Consider the following 16,372-nt stretch of genomic DNA (forward strand, 5'->3'; position numbering starts at 1 on the left):
CACCTCCACTCCCACCCCCGACACCACCGCACTCACCGTCGCGGTCCTCGGGCTCGGGGCGATGGGGCTTCCGATGGCCACGCGCCTGGCAGAGGATCTCACCGTCCGCGGGTTCGACATCAACCCCGCGCGGCTGGAGCTGGCCGGCGCTGCCGGCATCGTCGGCTGCGACTCGTCCCGCGAGGCCGTCGAGGGCGCGGATGCCGTCCTTCTCGCCGTGCGCGACTCCGCCCAGCTCGCCGAGGTGCTCTTCGGGGAGGCGGGCATCGCGCCGAGCCTCGCGCCGGGGGCGATCGTGATCCTCACCAGTACCGTCGGCACCGACGGGATCGCCGAGGTCGTCGCGCAGCTCGCCGAGCACGGCGTCGCGCTCGTCGATGCACCGCTCAGCGGCGGCCCCGCCCGCGCGGGTGGCGGCGACCTGCTGATCGTCGTCGGCGCGACCCCCGAGGCTCGAGCAAAAGCTCAGCCCGTTCTCGAGCGCCTCGCCTCGACGCTCACCGTCGTCGGCGACCGGCCGGGCGACGGTCAGGCTCTCAAGACGGTCAACCAGCTCCTGTGCGGCGTGCACATCGCCGCCGCCGCCGAGGCGCTCGCCCTCGCCGACGCCCTCGGCCTCGACCCCGAGCGCACGCTCGAGGCCCTCGGGGCGGGCGCAGCGGCATCATTCATGCTCGGAAATCGCGGGCCGCGCGCCCTCCAGGCCTACGACGAGGGTGGCGCCGAAGTGCTCAGCCGCCTCGACATCTTCGTCAAGGACATGGGGATCGTGAACAAGGCCGCCCGCGCGGCGCACCTCGCGACGCCGATCGCCGCTGCGGCCGAGCAGCTGTTCCTGCTCGGCGAGGCGCACGGGCTCGGTGAGCGCGACGATTCCGCCGTCATCCGCGTCATCGCCCCGGCTCGTCGCGCGGGTTGATCCCCGACACACCTCCACCGAAGCCCCTCACCGAACCCCACCGAAGAACGTCAAAGGAGACACGCTCATGTCCGTTCCCGTCCTGCTCGCGATCGGAGTCGGAGGAATCCTCCTTCTCCTGCTGCTGATCGTCCGCCTCAAGGTCAACGCATTCCTCGCGCTGCTGATCACGAGCATCCTCGTGGGTCTCGCCGCCGGCATCCCGCTCGCGACGATTCCGGCGACCGAGGATTCGCCCGAGCAGCTCGGCATCATCCCCGCGATCATCGCCGGCATGGGCGGCACGCTCGGGTCGGTCGCGATCCTCGTCGCGCTCGGGTCGATGCTCGGCCGCATCATCGAGCTCTCGGGAGGTGCGTCGAGCCTCGCCGGCCGCTTCACGAAGCTGCTCGGCCCGCGCCGGGTCTCGGGCGCTCTCACCGCGGCAGCGCTCGTGCTGGCGATCCCGGTCTTCTTCGACGTCGGGTTCATCATCCTGGTGCCGATCATCTACGGCTTCAGCCACGCCGCCGGCCTCAACCCGGTGAAGTTCGGCCTGCCGATCGCCGGCATCATGCTCGCGGTCCACGTGGCCGTTCCGCCGCATCCCGGCATCGTCGGCGGCGCGGCGCTGCTCGGCGCCGACGTCGGGATGCTGACGCTCCTCGGCATCGCGATCGCGATCCCGCTCGGCGTGCTCTCGCACTTCGTCTCGAAGTGGCTGAACCGACGCGACTTCCCGATGCTTGCTTCGACGAAGGTCATGTTCGAGGACTTCGGCGGCGGTGACGACACCGGAACCGGCAACGGCGGCGTCGGCCCCGGTACCACGATGACCGGCACGATGACCCGCACCGAGGCGCCCCCCTCGGCGGCGATGATCCTGACGCTCATCCTCACGCCGCTCGTGATGATCGGGCTCGGCACGACGGCGGCCACCGTGCTGCCGGCCGGTTCGCCCGCGCGCGACATCCTCGGCTTCATCGGCGCGCCGATCTTCGCGCTGCTGGTGACCGTTCTGCTGGCGGGCTTCTTCCTCGGTGTCCGTCGCGGCTGGAGCAGCGCGCACATCTCGGACGTCTTCGAGTCGGCGCTGCCGCCCGCGGCGATCGTGATCCTCGTCACCGGCGCGGGCGGCGCGTTCGCGCGCATCCTCACGGAGTCGGGAATCGGTCGTGCGCTCGCCGACACACTGCTGGCGACGGGGCTGCCGATCATCCTGCTGGCATTCCTCGTCTCGCTCGCGCTGCGGGCGGCTCAGGGGTCGGCGACCGTCGCCATCCTCACGACGGCGGGTCTCATGGCCGAAGCCGTGACGTCGGGCGGTTACAGCCCGATCCAGATCGTGGTGATCGCGCTCTCGATCGCCTTCGGCGCCCTCGGCCTCTCGCACGTGAACGACTCCGGCTTCTGGGTCGTCACGCGCTACCTCGGACTCAGCGTCGGAGATGGCCTGCGCAGCTGGACGGTGCTGACGACGATCCTCGGACTCACGGGCTTCGCGCTCACGTGGATCGTGTGGCTCATCGTCGGGGGAGCGAGCGTATGAGCGTCGGAGCGATCGCGGGGTCGGCTTCTGCCGGACGCGAAAGAATTGCGAATCCTTCGCGCACAGCGGCTGCAAAGACGCCGTCTCGCGGAAGCATGCTGGCTAGGGTGGCACCATGGTGAGTCTGACCGCGGACATGAGTCCGCTGCATCCCGATCGCAATCTCGCACTCGAACTCGTGCGCGCAACCGAGGCGGCGTCGATCCGTGCGGTGCCGTTCATCGGACGCGGGGCGAAGGAGGCTGCCGACGGGGCCGCAGTCGACGCGATGCGCGCGTTCTTCACGACCGTCAACTTCGACGGCACGATCGTGATCGGCGAAGGCGAGAAGGACGAAGCGCCGATGCTTTTCAACGGCGAGCGCGTGGGCAACGGGCGTGGCCCGAAATGCGACGTCGCGGTCGATCCCATCGACGGAACGTCGCTGACGGCCGCCGGCCGCAACAACGCGCTGTCGGTCATCGCGGTCTCGGATCACGGCACGATGCTCGATGCGTCGAGCGTGTTCTACATGGACAAGCTGGTCACGGGACCTGCGGGCGTCGGCGTCGTCGACATCCGCCTGCCGATCGGCGAGAACATCCGTCTCCTTTCGAAGGCGCTGGGCAAGCCCGTCGACGAGCTCGTCGTCTCGGTGCTGCACCGCCCGCGTCATGAGCAGCTCATCGAGGAGATCCGCGAAGCGGGCGCGGGCACGCGCCTGATGTCGGACGGCGACGTGGCAGGCGGCATCAACGCCGCACGTCACAACGCCCGCACCGACATGTGCGTCGGGATCGGCGGCAGTCCGGAGGGCATCGTCACGGCGTGCGCGATCAAGGCTCTGGGTGGTCACATCCAGGGTCGGCTGTGGCCGCGCGACGACGACGAGAAGCAGAAGGGGCTGGATGCCGGCCTCCTCCTCGACGACCACGTCTACGAGGCCGATGACCTGGTGCGCGGCAGCAACACCATCTTCGTGGCGACCGGCGTCACCGACGGCCAACTCGTCGCGGGCGTGCGTCGCGACGGCGGCTATCTCTACACCGAGAGTGTCGTGCTGCGTGGAGCATCCGGAACGCTGCGGCGCATCACCTCGGAGCACCTCGTCTCGAAGTGGCTGTGAGGATCTCGGTCGGAGTGTCGTGACGCGTTCGTGATGCAGGCCGGGGGCATCTCTGGCAGAATCGGAACGGTGTCAACGGGGACGCAGAGTGACTTTTCCCAGATCTAGGGAGTTTCCGAGATGTCCGCACAGCTAGGTGGCTCGTCGCCGCAGACCGGTGCTCAGGCCGTGGTCGCAAACGCCGTCGACCCCGCCCGCCGCCCGGATGTGCTGCTGCGCGTCCGTCGCGACGAGGGCCACGAGGTCAGCGCCTGGTGGATGATCGGGGCCTTCGTCGGGGTCTCGGTCGCCGTGATCCTGCTGCTCAGCTTCGTGCCCGGCGGCGCCTGACCCCCACCTGCACTCACTCGCCCTCGTTCGCGGGGGCGAAGCGATCACGCAGCTCGCCCAGATCAGCGGTCACCGCGTCGGCCACGGCATCGGGCTCGTCGTCCAGCACGATCCCGTCGAGCAGCTCGGGCGCGGTGAGGCGGCGGGGTGCCTTCTCGATGGCGGGCGGTGCCGAAACGGCGTCGAGCTTCGTCGCGTCGATGCCGGGGAACTTCCGCGCGCTCACCAGAACCCGCGTTTCGAGTGAGCCGGTGAAGCGGTTGTAGCTGTCGACGGTGCGCTCGATCGCGCGGCGCAGGTCGTCGGCGTGCGTTGCGAGTCCGCCGAGCCGCTCGTAGAGCTGGTTGCCGAGGTCGAAGAGGGTGCGCGCTTCGGCAGAGACATCCTGCTGTGTCCAGGTGTAGGCGACGGTCTTCAGCACCGCCCAGAGATTGACCGGTGACGCGAGCGCGACGCGCTTGCCGAACGCGTAGTCGAGCAGCGACGGATCCTCTTCGAGCGCTGCAGCCAGCAGCGACTCGCTCGGCACGAAGCACACCACGAACTCGGGACTCGAACTCAACCCCGCCCAGTACGTCTTCTTCGCCAGTGCGTCGATGTGCGCCCGCACCGCCTTGACATGCTTGTCGAGCAGGGTGCGCCGCCGCGCGGCTTCTGCGCCCTGGGCTGTGAAGGGGATCGCACTGGCTTCGAGGTACGCGTCGAGCGGCACCTTCGCGTCGACGGCGATCGCCTTGTCGCCGGGGAGGCGGATGACCATGTCGGGGCGTCCAGCGCCGGCATCCGTCGCGATCGACGTCTGCAGATCGAAGTCGACGTAGCGCGTCAGGCCTGCGGCCTCGACGACGCGACGCAGCTGAGTCTCGCCCCACACGCCGCGCGTGGTGCCTGAGCGCAGCGCGCCGGCGAGGGATTCGGTCGTCGCCCGCAGCGCCTCGTCGGATTCGTGCGCGCGCCGCAGCTGCTCAGCGAGCGAGCCGTACTGGGTCTGCCGCTCACGCTCGAGCTCGTCGACCTTCGTCTGCATGCTCTGCAGCGTCTCCTGCACGGGTGCGAGGGCCCGCAGCACCGACTGCTCGCGCCGCTCGCGCTCTTCGCGCGCCGCCTGATCGGCGCGCGCCTGGCCGGCCAGCTCGCGGTAGAGCGCGTGCTGGTGGTCGAGTTGCGCCTGCACGCCCTGGCGCGTCGCCTCGGCGGTCGCGACGCGCGTGCGGAGGTCAGCAGTCTCGCGCGTTGCTCGTGCGGCACCGCGGGCCGTGCCGGCGGCCCAGCCGGCGAGCGCCCCCAGCGCCAGCGTCGCGATGGCGATGATCGAGAGCGTGAGTGCGTCCATGGGGAAAGGATGCCGGAGGGCTCCGACATCGCAGGCGCGAATGCCCGCGGGCGCTCTCAGGCGACGGCGAAAGAGACGGCCGGCGCCTCGGCGACCGTGATCTGCGACACCCGGATGCCGGCCGATTCGGCAAGCGCGTCGATGTCGGTGACGCCGAGCCGGCGCGCGGCGTCGAGCATCACGTGAGCGCAGGCGAGGGCGTCTGCGGTGGCGTTGTGGTGGGCGAAGGCGCCGAACCCCGCCTCGGCGGCGACGAATGGGAGTCGATAGGACTCGAGGTCGTACACACGCCGAGCCAGCTGCAGGCTGCAGGCGTAGCGGAACGGCGGGCACTCGTCGCCCGTCGCCTCGCACGCGCGCTTGAGCACCGCCATGTCGAATCCAGCGTTGTGCGCGACCAGCACGTCATCGCCTGCGAAGGCGGCTATCGCGCTGAGCTGCTGGGTCCACGTGGGGGCGTCGACGACGTCTTCTTCGCGGATGCCGTGGATGCGCGTGTTCAGCTCGAAGAACCGGTCGTGGCCCGCGGGCGGGCGGATGAGCCACCCGGTCTGGGCCACCACTTCACCGCCGCGCACCCGGACAAGTCCGACCGCGCAGGCCGACGCGTTGCTGGAGTTCGCCGTCTCGAAGTCGATCGCGGTGAAGTCCAGGGGCACCCCCTCAGACTCACCCGAGCGTCGGGTGGGTGGCGGCAGGCGCGCCGCCCGATGTCGTGATCGGGTTCGGCGCCGCGCCCGCGAACCCGTCCCGGTCTCAGAACGGCGCGTCGGACGCGTCGTGACTCGGCGCGCTTACCCGGAACACGGGGACGCGTCTCTCGGGTTGCACGACATACCTTCGCCCGGTCGGGGATACCCACTCGATCGCGCCGCCGCTTCCCGCGAGCTGCGTCACCCGCCACCCGCCGTGGTGCTTGACGATGTGGTGCCCCTTGCAGAAGGGCGCATTGTTCTCGAGGGACGTGTCACCGCCGTCGTGCCACGCGACCTGATGATCGATCTCGCACCGCGACGCGGGCATCCCGCATCCGGGTCCCATGCACCGATCCGCCCGCCATTTCGTGAGCTTGCGCAGCATCGCGGGCGGTCGATACTGCTCACGCCCGACCGAGAGGACCATGCCGGTCTCGGGGTGGGTGAGCACCCGCATCCACGACGCGTCACCGCCGCACAGCTCGCGTGCCCGCGACAGCGGGATCGGCCCGATTCCCTCGACGACCGGGGGATCGGTGCCCTCGGCGTCCTCGCCGCCACCGGCGGACTCGTCGAGGAGCGAGAGCACGGGAACCGTCACGACGACCGAAGCCCGGATGCCGCGCGCCTCGACAGGGACCGCATCCGTGCGACCGTCGATCAGCAGATCGCACAGCACATCGGCGCGCACCTGATCGAGCGTGCGCGTCTCGCCGGGCTGTGAGGTGATGGTCTTCGCGATTGCCGTCGCGCGGGTGAAGATCGCCTGCAGTTCGACCTCGGGCGCATGGAGCAGCAGCATCGCCATGCCGTCGTGCCCGCGCTCGAGGGCGATGCGCCGCGTCTCGACGGCCGACCGATGGCGCTGTTCGAGTGTTGCGGCCTGCACGGTCTCGATCAGAGCCCGCAGCGCGCGGCGGAACGTGCCGACAGGCTGGGCCTCGGCGAGCTCGATCGCGCGCTCGACCACCCGGTCGCGCAGTTCGGGCGGCAGCTGATCGACGTCGTCGACCAGTATCTCTGCGTGCTTCGGGGTGATCCGCCCGCCGCCGAGTGCGTCGAGCGCGTGCGGGTATCGGCGCACCAGCGCCTCGGCCTGCGCGAGCATGCGACCGGCGGCGTACTCGGTGATCCGCATCGCCGCGGCCAGCTCGAGCCGGATCGATCGCTCGACGATGTCGGTGACGCCTGCGCCGCGCCCGCCCGCCTCGGCGAGCAGCTCGCGCCGCATCGCATCGACACGGGCGAGACGCTGCGCCGCGAACACTGACTCGAGCGTCGCGGCCTCGAGCACCAGGTCCACCGCGTCGGGAACGTCGGCGTCCCAATCCGCATCACGCGACACATCGACCCAGCCCTCATCGGGTGGATCGAAGTCGTCGAGGTCTTCAGCCATGAGTCAAAGCTAGAACATACCTCCGACATTGAACCGGCCCCGAGAAGCAACCCGAACGCCGACTTGTAGGGTTTGCCGGGTGAACATGAAAGTCCGGGCGGTGGAGCCTCGTGATCAGGATGCCTGGTCGCACCTCTATGCCGGCTATCGCGCGTTCTATCGGCTTCCTGAGGATTCGGACGCCGTCAGGACCACATGGCAGTGGGTACGAGATGGTGAGCACGGTCTCGTCGGGCTCGTGGCCGTCGACGACGGTGACTGCCTTGTCGCCCTCGCGAACCTGCGGTGGTTCGCTCGTCCGTCGTCCGCGACGATTGGGCTGTATCTCGACGACCTCTTCACCGCGCCGGAAGCACGAGGCGGCGGTGCTGCCGGCGCGTTGCTCGAGCATGCCGCGGCGCGTGCGGGCGAGGCAGGCGGCAGTGTCGTGCGGTGGATCACGGCGCCTGACAACGCAGCGGCCAGATCTGTGTACGACGCGCACGCGGTGGCGACGCCCTGGGTGACGTACGACATGCAGCCCACCCGCGCGGTGCCGTCATGACACCTCAGGACGCGGCCGACTTCGACGCTGTCGCCGAGCTCTACGCCACGGCGCGGCCGTCCTACCCGCGGGCGGCGGTCGACTGGCTCGTCGGGCAGCACGCCGGCACCGTGGTCGATGTGGGTGCGGGCACGGGCCTGTTCACGCGCCTGCTCGACGGCCGCGCGCGGACTGTGATCGCCGTCGAGCCGTCGCGGGCCATGCTGGCGACGCTCCGCGCCTCGCTCGAAGGAATCGAGGCGGTCGAGGGAACGGGGGAGCGGATGCCGCTGCCCGACGCGTCCGCCGACCTGGTGACCTTCGCGCAGGCGTGGCACTGGGTCGATGTGCCGGCCGCGACCGCGGAGGTGGCGCGCGTGCTCCGCCCAGGCGGACGACTCGGGCTCGTGTGGAACCTCCGCGACGAGCGGGTGCCGTGGGTGCGCGCGCTCGGCGCCGCGATGCGCGCTGACGGCGATCACTTCCGAGGCGAGACCGACGACCCGGCGGTTGACGGCCCGTTCGGCGAACCCGAACGGCGGTTCGACGAGTGGGTGCGCCCGTGCACGCGTGACGAGATCCTCGCCGACGTGCGCTCGCGCAGCTACTTCGCTCTGCTGACCGCCGCCGAGCAGCAGCACACCCTCGACGACGTCGTCGACGTTCTCGAGAGTCACGCCGAGACGCGCGGACGCGCATCGATCGGTCTGCCGTACGTCACGGCATCCTTCCGCTATGCCCGACCCGACGCAGGCACCGGCATCCGTCCCACGTAGACTTGGCCGACGTGGCTCTCACTATCGGCATCGTCGGCCTGCCCAACGTCGGCAAGTCCACCCTCTTCAACGCGCTGACCAAGAACGACGTGCTCGCGGCGAACTATCCGTTCGCGACGATCGAGCCGAACGTCGGCGTGGTGAGCCTTCCCGATCCGCGGCTGGCGAAGCTCGCCGAGGTCTTCCACTCCGAGCGCATCCTGCCGGCGACGGTGTCATTCGTCGACATCGCAGGCATCGTGCGCGGCGCGTCGGAGGGCGAAGGGCTCGGGAACCAGTTCCTCGCGAACATCCGTGAGGCCGACGCGATCGCGCAGGTCGTGCGCGGCTTCACCGACGACGACGTCGTGCACGTCGAGGGCGGCGTGAACCCGAAGAACGACCTCGAGACGATCAACGCCGAGCTGCAGCTCGCCGATCTGCAGACCCTCGAGAAGGCGATCCCGCGCATCGAGAAGGAGGTCAAGGGCAAGAAGGCCGACCCCTCGTCGCTCGAAGCGGCCGTCGCCGCGAAGGACGCGCTCGAGCGCGGCATCCTGCTCTCCCATTCGGGTCTCGACCTCGCCCCGATCAAGGAGCTCGGCCTCCTCACCGCGAAGCCCTACATCTACGTCTTCAACGTCGACGAGGCGATTCTGACGGATGCCGCGGCCAAGGACGCGCTCGAGGCGCTCGTGGCCCCGGCTCACGCGGTCTTCCTCGACGCGAAGATCGAGTCGGAGCTCATCGACCTCGACCCTGAGGACGCCGCCGAGCTCCTGGCGTCGACGGGCCAGGACGAGTCGGGTCTCGACCAGCTCGCCCGCATCGGCTTCGACACCTTGGGTCTGCAGACCTACCTCACGGCGGGTCCGAAGGAAGCGCGTGCGTGGACGATCGGCAAGGGCTGGAAGGCTCCGCAGGCTGCCGGCGTCATCCACACCGACTTCGAGAAGGGCTTCATCAAAGCCGAGGTCATCTCGTTCGACGATCTGGTGGACGCGGGCTCGGTTCTCGAAGCCCGTCACCGCGGCAAGGCCCGCCTCGAGGGCAAGGAGTACGTCATGCAGGACGGCGACGTCGTCGAGTTCCGCTTCAACGTCTGATCGATCTCACGCCGGAGGACACGATGACCGACACGCAGATCTTCGAGCCCGACGGGCGCGCCATCCCCTTCGTCGTCGAGGGCGAGGGGCCCGTCTCCCTCGTCCTGATCCCCGAGCCCGGGCAGGACCGCGACGTCCTGGGCGTCATCAGCCACTATCTCGTCGAGGAGGCCGGCTTCCACGTCGTGCGCATCGGCATCCGTCCCGATGCCGGATCGCTCGACGAGAGCGTCGCGGATGCCGTCGCGGTGATCGACCACCTCGGTCTCGAGCACACGTGGATCGGCGGCCACGGTGCGGGCGGCACCGTGGCGCGCGCCTTCTCGGCCGTGCACCACGACCGCGTCAACGGCCTGCTGCTCCTCGGCGTCGAGGATCAGGACATCCCGCTCGCCCCCGTCATCCCGGTGCTCATCATCCAGGGATCGACCGATGATGTGACCCCGCCGGTGCACGGCGAGCAGCTGCAGGCCACCGCCCCCGAGCGCGCGTCGCTGAAGGTGATCGCCGGCGCCGGTCACCTGTTCCCCGCGACGAACCCGATCGACACCGCGTTCATCATCGAGGAATACCTCGACTGGGACTGAGCACCGCACGATGACCGCGACTCTCGTCGCCCAGGGCCTCGCCGGGGGCTACGGGCACCGCACCCTGTTCGACTCGCTCGACCTGACCGTCGCGCCGGGCGATGTGGTCGGGGTGGTCGGCGCGAACGGCGCCGGAAAGTCGACGTTCCTGCGCCTGCTCGCCGGCATCGACGAGCCGCAGGCCGGCAGCGTCTCGCTGTCGCCGGCCGATGCCTTCGTCGGCTGGCTGCCGCAGGAGCACGAGCGCATCACCGGTGAGACGGTCGCGGAATACATCGCGCGTCGCACCGGCTGCGCCCAGGCGACGGCCGACATGGATGCCGCGGCCGCAGCGCTCGGCGACCCGTCCCTTGCCGCCCCCGGCGTCGACCCGGCGGATGTCTACTCCGCGGCGCTGGACCGCTGGCTCGCCAGCGGCGCCGCCGACCTCGACGAGCGCGTGCCCGTCGTGCTGGCCGATCTCGGCCTCGACCTCGGCGAGGCGCCGGGGCGGGCTCTGATGACGTCGCTCTCCGGTGGTCAGGCGGCGCGCGTCGGTCTCGCAGCGCTCCTGCTTTCGCGCTTCGACATCGTGCTGCTCGACGAGCCGACGAACGACCTCGACCTCGACGGGCTCAAGCGGCTCGAGACGTTCGTGCGCGGCATCCGTGGGGGCGTGGTTCTTGTGAGCCACGATCGCGAGTTCCTCGCGCGGTGCGTCACGCGCGTGCTCGAACTCGACCTCGCGCAGGCGTCGAATCGCGTGTACGGCGGCGGGTACGACGCTTACCTCGAAGAGCGCGCGACCGTGCGCCGGCGTCAGCGCGAGAAGTACGACGAGTTCGCCGAGAAGAAGGCCGACCTGGTCGCCCGGGCGCGCGTGCAGCGCGAGTGGTCGAGCCAGGGCGTGCGCAATGCGATGAAGAAGTCTCCCGACAACGACAAGATCCGGCGAAAGGCCGCGACCGAGTCGAGCGAGAAGCAGGCGCAGAAGGTGCGCCAGATGGAGAGCCGGATCGCTCGGCTCGACGAGGTGGACGAGCCGCGCAAGGAGTGGCAGCTCGAGTTCACGATCGGGTCTGCGCCGCGATCGAGCACGGTGGTGGCGACGCTCAGTTCGGCGGAGTTCCGCCAGGGTTCGTTCACCCTCGGGCCGGTGTCGCTGCAGGTGAATGCGGGGGAGCGCATCGGCATCACGGGGCCCAACGGCGCCGGCAAGTCGACGCTCCTGCGTGCCCTGCTCGGCCGGCAGCTGCCCGACGCGGGCACCGCAAGCCTCGGCGCGAACGTGCAGATCGGCGAGATCGATCAGGCGCGCTCGTCGTTCGTCGGGCCCGAGCCGCTCGCGGACGCTTTCGAGCCGCTCGTCCCGTCGATGGCTGCCGGCGAGGTGCGCACTCTGCTGGCGAAGTTCGGGCTCAAGGCCGATCACGTGCTGCGCGCGGTCGACGAGCTGTCGCCGGGCGAGCGCACGCGCGCGGGTCTCGCGCTGCTGCAGGCGCGGGGAGTGAACGTGCTGGTGCTCGACGAGCCCACCAACCATCTCGATCTGCCGGCGATCGAGCAGCTCGAGCAGGCGCTCGCCTCGTACGACGGCACGCTGCTGCTGGTCACGCACGACCGACGGATGCTGGACACCGTCGAGACCGATCGGCACTGGCGTGTCGAGGGTGGGCGGGTCACCGAGCTGTAGCGGTCACCGCCCCTGCCGCTTCTTGAACGGCTTCGGCTGTCCCTTCACCGCCGGAGCTCGCCCCTTGCCCTTCGAGGCCTTGGCCTTGCCGCCCGCCGGCTTCGCCGGGGGCTTCGGCGCCTGGGGCGCTGCGGCGATCTGCCGCTTCGCCTCATCGAGCAGCAGATTGCCGGCAGGCGTCAGGGTGAACCCGGCCTTGCTGCGGACGAAGAGCGGATGCCCGACCTCGGCCTCGAGCTTGTCCATCGACGAGTTGAGTGAGGCGAGAGGGATGCCGAGCGCTTCGGCGGCGCGCGGAAAGTGCACGTCTTCGTCGACGACGGCGACGAACCGCTGCAGCTGCGAGATGTTCACGGCACACCCTTCCGGTCGGCTACCTGCCAGGGTATCCGGCCCTTGCGGCGCGAACGCCTCGGCGCTACGTTTCCCACACGGTGCCGATGCTGCCTCCCGGCAGCCGGATGTTCGCTCGGGCGGGGGCGCGATGGTCGCGACGGAGGGGCGTTCCGCACCCGAGCTCGAAGTGCTGTCGACGACATCGTTCCTGCAGGGGCGGGTGTCGGAAGCCGTCGATGCGCTCACCCGAGCCCACGAGGCCTACCTCGCCGCGGCCGACACCGTCGGCGCCGCGCGCACGGCGGGATGGTTGGCGCTCCAGCTTCTGGAGACGGGCGAGGTCACGCAGTCCGCAACCTGGGTCGCACGGGGGCTCCGCCTCGCTCAGCGCCTCGGCGAGCCGGGTGCCGTCGGCGGGCTCGTCGCCCTCGTGCCGGCGGCTCTCACCGCGCTGTTCGTCGGTGACATCGAGGACGCGATGCGACGGTTCGACGAGATCGCAGAGACGGCGGAGCGCTCGGGCGATCGCGAGCTGGCGGCCTTCGCGTCCTTCGGTCATGGGAAGTGCCTGACGACGATCGGGCGGACGGCCGAGGGCCTCGCCGACCTCGACGCCGCCGTCGCAACCGTCGTCACCGACACGATGACGCCGTTGGCGACGTGCATCCTCTTCCGCGTCGCGCTCGACGTCTGCCACGAGGGCTTCGATCTCGAGCGGGCCGAGCGCTGGACGACGACCTTCGAGGACTGGTGCAGCGGTCGTCCCGGCATGGTCGCCTACACGGGGCAGGCGCACGCCTATCGCGCTCAGCTGCTCCTCCTGCACGGGCGGTGGGCCACGGCATCCGTCCATGCCCACCTCGCCGAAGAGGCCCTGCGCGCCGGCGACTTCACGGCCGGTTACGTCGCGAACTACCAGCTCGGCGAACTCCACCGGCTGCGCGGCGAGCTGCGCCCGGCGCGCGAGCACTATCTGCGCGCCGGCGCGACGGGGTGGGATCCGCAGCCCGGTCTCGCCCTCGCGACCCTCGCCGACGGCGATGTGCGCGGCGCGCAGACGATGATCCGCAGCATCGCGGCGGGCGCCGATGACGCGACCAGACGGCGGCTGCTTCCCGCGATGGTGCAGATCGAGATCGCGGTGGGTGACACCGGCGCTGCACGGCAGGTCGCCGATGAACTCGCCGCCCGTGCGCGGTCCGCGCCGACGCCGCTGCTGACGGCGGTCGCCGCGTTCGCCGAGGCCGGCGTGCTGCTCGCCGAGGGCGAGCCCGCTGCGGCGCTCGCGGCTGCGGGCAGCGCCCTCGCGGCATGGGATGCGCTCGACGCACCCTGCGAAGTCGCTCGGTGTCATGTGCTCGCCGGCCGCGCCCTCGCTGCTGCGGACCGGCACGATGAGGCTTCCGCCGAGTTCGCGGCGGCACACGCGACCTTCGCCGAGCTCGGTGCGCGAGCCGACCTGGCGGCGCTGGAAGTCCTCACCGGCGGGCGGCCGGCGGTTAACCTCACCGCCCGAGAGATCGAGGTGCTGCGCCTGGCCGCCACCGGCCTCACCAACCGCGCCATCGCGGCGCAGCTGTCGCTCAGTGAGAAGACCGTGGCACGGCACCTGAGCAACATCTTCCTCAAGGTCGGGGTCTCCTCGCGCACCGCTGCGACCGCGTACGCCTACGAGCAGGGACTCATCTGAGCCGGTGACGAGGGCTTCGGCATCCCTCGTCTGCATATCGTCTGCGCAGAGCCTGCGAGAGCGTCTGCATATATCTGCTCATCCGGGCCTCGCGAGAAGATGGGTGATTCGGTCGACGCGCACGGGTGGATGCTGCGCCTACCGTTTCGGACATGGACATCGCCATCGTCGCAGGGACGGCCTCGACCGTCGTCTTCGCGGTGAGCAACCTTCCGATGCTGCGCAAGGCGCTGCGCACCGGCGATGTCTCGTCTTACAGCCTGGCGAGCCTCGTCATGATCAACGCCGCGAACGTCGTCTACTCGCTGTACGTGTTCTCGCTGCCGCTCGGGCCGATCTGGGCGCTGCACAGCTTCTACGTGATCTCGTGCGGAGTGATGCTGTGGCTGTGCGTGCGCCAGCGGCGAGCGGTCGTGCGCGCTTCGGCCGACTCAGTCCAGTCGGTCAAGCGGCCGGATCGCGTCTTGTCGTCGTGACGGCGGATCCCGGCGTGTCGGCGCCAGGTGCGAAGATGGCGGCATGCCCGAGTCGCCGGAGGTTCAGGCGCTCGTCGAGTTCCTCGGTGAGCGCGTGGTCGGTCGCACGATCGCCGAGGTCGACGTGCTCGAGTTCCGAGTCGTCAAGACCCGTGCGCGGCCGCCGGGCGGGCTCGTCGGTGCCCAGATCTCGGGCGTCGAGCGGTTCGGCAAGCATCTCGACCTCGCTGTCGGCGGCCAGCATCTCGGCGTCTCGCTCGGCCGGCACGGCTGGGCGCGGTGGATCGGGCCGGGCGTGGATGCCGACCTCGCACCTGACGCTCCGCCCGCGCTCGCATCGGTGGCCTGCGACGACGGGTCGCGACTCGAGCTCACGGATGCCGGCAACTGGGTGTCGCTCGGGCTCTCGGTGGTCGACGATCCGCGCGAGATCTCGGCCGTGGCCAAGCTCGGCGCCGATCCGGCAGACCCGTCGTTCTCGCAGGCCGACCTCGACGCGGTCGTCGTCGGTCGTCGCAAGCAGCTGAAGTCCGTGCTGCAGGAGCAGGAATCGCTCGCGGGGATCGGCAACGCGTATTCCGACGAGATCCTGCATCTCGCCCGCCTCTCGCCGGTGGTGCACGCCGCTGCGCTCTCGGAGGACGAGCGGAAGCGGCTCTTCGACGCCACCGTCGGAGTCATCCGCGGCGCGATCGACGATCGCCGCGGCGTCCCGATCGATCGGCTGAAGGCGGCGAAGGTGGCCGCGATGCGCGTGCACGGACGCGCGGGCGAGGTGTGCGCGGTGTGCGGTGATGCGGTTCGCGACTTCGCGTTCTCGAGCACGACCGCACAGTACTGCCCGACCTGTCAGACGGGCGGGGCCGTGCTCGACGCCGGTACAGGAACACGGCAGTAGCATGGACGACATGATGACTTCGCCGCTGAGCGCCCCCACCACCCTCAAGCCCATCGCCGACGACAAGAACCTGCTGGCTCCTTCGGAGTCCGCGGGTTCGTGCTGCGGCGGCGGCAGTTGCGGCTGAGCCCCGCACCCGCTTTCGTGCCGCGCCGCTCCATGAAGCCGGACGCCCGATGACCGACGAGCAACTTCACATACCGCCGCGCGTCACGCGCGTGCTCATGACCGAAGAGGCGATCTACGGTCTCATCCTCGTCTCGGGAATGATCGTCGTCAGCGACGCTGCTGTCGGCACCTCGATAAACGCGCTCATCACCGTCGGCATCACCGTGCTCGTGTTCTACGCGGCGCACGTCTATGCCGGAACCCTCGGCCGGCTCGCGGCCACCGATGGCCAGGCGGGACTGCGCGCGAGCCTCCGGGCATCGCTGCATCAGTCCTCGGGCATGCTCGTCGCCTCTGCGCTGCCGCTGCTGGTGCTTCTGCTCGGCGCGACCCGCGTGATCGAAGACAACACCGCGAACTGGATCGCTCTGATCCTGAACACGGTGATGCTCGGCATCCTGGGCTGGATCGCGGTCGCGCGCTGGAGCACGCACTGGGTGCCGCGCATCCTCAGCGCCGTCATCACCGCCGCATTCGGCCTGATCCTCGTGGCGTTGAAGGTGCTCATCCACCACTGAGCGCGGTCGCCTGAGCAGGGTGGCGTGCTGTGCGCTGCTCGGCTGCTCGGCTGCTCGGTTTTGGGGCGTCGTACGTGCGCGACACGCGGGAGGCCGCGGCATGTCGTGCAGGGTTCGCGCCCCAAACCGGGGCGGTGGGGACGGATGCCGCCGGCGCGGTGTTCGAGGCGCGAGACGTACAGGTTCCCGAGGGCACGTCAGAGCGGGGACGCCCGGGGTTCGGGGCGTCCTACGTGCACGACACGCCGGGTATCTCGGCATGTCGCGCACGGTTTGCGCCCCAAACGCGGGATGGGTGAGGCGTGAGGGGAGAGGGGGCGGGAGGACGGGATGCCGG

General features: G+C 70.1%; 17 protein-coding genes. 13 read left to right on the forward strand and 4 right to left on the reverse strand.

The window, feature by feature from the left end; genetic code table 11:
* The 4 genes from FFS15_RS18270 to FFS15_RS18285 form a co-directional block, all read left to right on the forward strand.
* Nucleotides 1-919: NAD(P)-dependent oxidoreductase (locus tag FFS15_RS18270; RefSeq protein ID WP_249354232.1), on the forward strand; the 919-nt coding region annotated here is incomplete at its 5' end.
* A 67-nt stretch (nucleotides 920-986) separates the two neighbouring features.
* Nucleotides 987-2,447: a GntP family transporter gene (locus tag FFS15_RS18275; protein WP_137846487.1), complete on the forward strand. Its 1,461-nt coding sequence runs from the start codon at nucleotides 987-989 to the stop codon at nucleotides 2,445-2,447.
* A gap of 115 nt (nucleotides 2,448-2,562) precedes the next feature.
* Nucleotides 2,563-3,552, forward strand: a complete 990-nt coding sequence (gene glpX, locus FFS15_RS18280) for a class II fructose-bisphosphatase (protein ID WP_137846488.1) — start codon at nucleotides 2,563-2,565, stop codon at nucleotides 3,550-3,552.
* Between the two features lie 120 nt (nucleotides 3,553-3,672).
* Nucleotides 3,673-3,882: a UDP-N-acetylmuramyl pentapeptide phosphotransferase gene (locus FFS15_RS18285; protein WP_137846489.1), complete on the forward strand. Its 210-nt coding sequence runs from the start codon at nucleotides 3,673-3,675 to the stop codon at nucleotides 3,880-3,882.
* A 13-nt stretch (nucleotides 3,883-3,895) separates the two neighbouring features.
* On the opposite strand, the gene FFS15_RS18290 is transcribed toward FFS15_RS18285, so the two are convergent.
* The 3 genes from FFS15_RS18290 to FFS15_RS18300 form a co-directional block, all read right to left on the reverse strand.
* Entirely contained in the window at nucleotides 3,896-5,215 is a 1,320-nt protein-coding gene (locus tag FFS15_RS18290) for a DNA recombination protein RmuC (protein WP_137846490.1), read from the reverse strand.
* Between the two features lie 56 nt (nucleotides 5,216-5,271).
* Complete coding sequence (locus FFS15_RS18295) at nucleotides 5,272-5,874, reverse strand: 3'-5' exonuclease (RefSeq protein WP_137846491.1); 603 nt, start codon at nucleotides 5,872-5,874, stop codon at nucleotides 5,272-5,274.
* Between the two features lie 97 nt (nucleotides 5,875-5,971).
* Entirely contained in the window at nucleotides 5,972-7,306 is a 1,335-nt protein-coding gene (locus FFS15_RS18300) for an HNH endonuclease signature motif containing protein (RefSeq protein WP_137846492.1), read from the reverse strand.
* A gap of 85 nt (nucleotides 7,307-7,391) precedes the next feature.
* On the opposite strand from FFS15_RS18300, the gene FFS15_RS18305 reads away from it, so the two are divergent.
* From FFS15_RS18305 to FFS15_RS18325, 5 genes are read left to right on the forward strand one after another with little or no spacing between them, the layout of a single operon-like run.
* Nucleotides 7,392-7,850 (forward strand): GNAT family N-acetyltransferase, encoded by a 459-nt coding sequence (locus FFS15_RS18305; RefSeq protein WP_137846502.1) that lies wholly within the window; start codon nucleotides 7,392-7,394, stop codon nucleotides 7,848-7,850.
* Nucleotides 7,847-8,605 carry a class I SAM-dependent methyltransferase gene (locus FFS15_RS18310; protein ID WP_137846493.1) on the forward strand — a complete coding sequence of 253 codons (759 nt, stop codon included), beginning with the start codon at nucleotides 7,847-7,849 and terminating at the stop codon, nucleotides 8,603-8,605. The genes FFS15_RS18305 and FFS15_RS18310 overlap by 4 nt, the downstream gene beginning before the upstream one ends.
* Nucleotides 8,606-8,616: 11 nt before the next feature.
* Nucleotides 8,617-9,690 (forward strand): redox-regulated ATPase YchF, encoded by a 1,074-nt coding sequence (ychF, locus tag FFS15_RS18315; protein ID WP_137846494.1) that lies wholly within the window; start codon nucleotides 8,617-8,619, stop codon nucleotides 9,688-9,690.
* 23 nt (nucleotides 9,691-9,713) lie between these two features.
* Nucleotides 9,714-10,277, forward strand: a complete 564-nt coding sequence (locus tag FFS15_RS18320; protein ID WP_137846495.1) for an alpha/beta hydrolase — start codon at nucleotides 9,714-9,716, stop codon at nucleotides 10,275-10,277.
* Between the two features lie 10 nt (nucleotides 10,278-10,287).
* Nucleotides 10,288-11,949, forward strand: a complete 1,662-nt coding sequence (locus tag FFS15_RS18325) for an ABC-F family ATP-binding cassette domain-containing protein (protein WP_137846496.1) — start codon at nucleotides 10,288-10,290, stop codon at nucleotides 11,947-11,949.
* Nucleotides 11,950-11,952: 3 nt separating this feature from the next.
* Here the strand turns inward: FFS15_RS18325 and FFS15_RS18330 are convergent, their stop codons facing one another.
* Complete coding sequence (locus FFS15_RS18330) at nucleotides 11,953-12,303, reverse strand: LysR family transcriptional regulator (protein ID WP_137846497.1); 351 nt, start codon at nucleotides 12,301-12,303, stop codon at nucleotides 11,953-11,955.
* Between the two features lie 130 nt (nucleotides 12,304-12,433).
* On the opposite strand from FFS15_RS18330, the gene FFS15_RS18335 reads away from it, so the two are divergent.
* The 4 genes from FFS15_RS18335 (at nucleotide 12,434) to FFS15_RS18350 (ending at nucleotide 16,035) form a co-directional block, all read left to right on the forward strand.
* Nucleotides 12,434-13,975 carry a response regulator transcription factor gene (locus tag FFS15_RS18335; protein WP_137846498.1) on the forward strand — a complete coding sequence of 514 codons (1,542 nt, stop codon included), beginning with the start codon at nucleotides 12,434-12,436 and terminating at the stop codon, nucleotides 13,973-13,975.
* Nucleotides 13,976-14,127: 152 nt separating this feature from the next.
* Nucleotides 14,128-14,451: a hypothetical protein gene (locus tag FFS15_RS18340; protein ID WP_212743189.1), complete on the forward strand. Its 324-nt coding sequence runs from the start codon at nucleotides 14,128-14,130 to the stop codon at nucleotides 14,449-14,451.
* Between the two features lie 43 nt (nucleotides 14,452-14,494).
* Nucleotides 14,495-15,349, forward strand: coding sequence for a DNA-formamidopyrimidine glycosylase family protein (locus FFS15_RS18345; protein WP_137846499.1), 855 nt, complete (start codon nucleotides 14,495-14,497; stop codon nucleotides 15,347-15,349).
* Nucleotides 15,350-15,525: 176 nt separating this feature from the next.
* The gene (locus FFS15_RS18350; RefSeq protein ID WP_137846500.1) at nucleotides 15,526-16,035 is read left to right on the forward strand and encodes a hypothetical protein; all 510 of its coding nucleotides are present in this window, start codon (nucleotides 15,526-15,528) and stop codon (nucleotides 16,033-16,035) included.
* Nucleotides 16,036-16,372 lie beyond the last annotated feature (337 nt).

Source organism: Microbacterium sp. 2FI, assembly GCF_005502885.1.
Classification (GTDB): Bacteria; Actinomycetota; Actinomycetes; order Actinomycetales; family Microbacteriaceae; genus Microbacterium.

Excerpts from the sequence above, each read along its gene's own strand:
- FFS15_RS18275 (WP_137846487.1), top strand. The coding sequence starts at position 987 with ATGTCCGTTCCCGTCCTGCTCGCGATCGGAGTCGGAGGAATCCTCCTT.
- glpX (WP_137846488.1), top strand. The coding sequence starts at position 2,563 with ATGGTGAGTCTGACCGCGGACATGAGTCCGCTGCATCCCGATCGCAAT.
- FFS15_RS18285 (WP_137846489.1), top strand. The coding sequence starts at position 3,673 with ATGTCCGCACAGCTAGGTGGCTCGTCGCCGCAGACCGGTGCTCAGGCC.
- FFS15_RS18290 (WP_137846490.1), bottom strand. The coding sequence starts at position 5,215 with ATGGACGCACTCACGCTCTCGATCATCGCCATCGCGACGCTGGCGCTG.
- FFS15_RS18300 (WP_137846492.1), bottom strand. The coding sequence starts at position 7,306 with ATGGCTGAAGACCTCGACGACTTCGATCCACCCGATGAGGGCTGGGTC.
- FFS15_RS18305 (WP_137846502.1), top strand. The coding sequence starts at position 7,392 with ATGAAAGTCCGGGCGGTGGAGCCTCGTGATCAGGATGCCTGGTCGCAC.
- FFS15_RS18310 (WP_137846493.1), top strand. The coding sequence starts at position 7,847 with ATGACACCTCAGGACGCGGCCGACTTCGACGCTGTCGCCGAGCTCTAC.
- FFS15_RS18320 (WP_137846495.1), top strand. The coding sequence starts at position 9,714 with ATGACCGACACGCAGATCTTCGAGCCCGACGGGCGCGCCATCCCCTTC.
- FFS15_RS18325 (WP_137846496.1), top strand. The coding sequence starts at position 10,288 with ATGACCGCGACTCTCGTCGCCCAGGGCCTCGCCGGGGGCTACGGGCAC.
- FFS15_RS18335 (WP_137846498.1), top strand. The coding sequence starts at position 12,434 with ATGGTCGCGACGGAGGGGCGTTCCGCACCCGAGCTCGAAGTGCTGTCG.
- FFS15_RS18340 (WP_212743189.1), top strand. The coding sequence starts at position 14,128 with ATGGACATCGCCATCGTCGCAGGGACGGCCTCGACCGTCGTCTTCGCG.
- FFS15_RS18345 (WP_137846499.1), top strand. The coding sequence starts at position 14,495 with ATGCCCGAGTCGCCGGAGGTTCAGGCGCTCGTCGAGTTCCTCGGTGAG.
- FFS15_RS18350 (WP_137846500.1), top strand. The coding sequence starts at position 15,526 with ATGACCGACGAGCAACTTCACATACCGCCGCGCGTCACGCGCGTGCTC.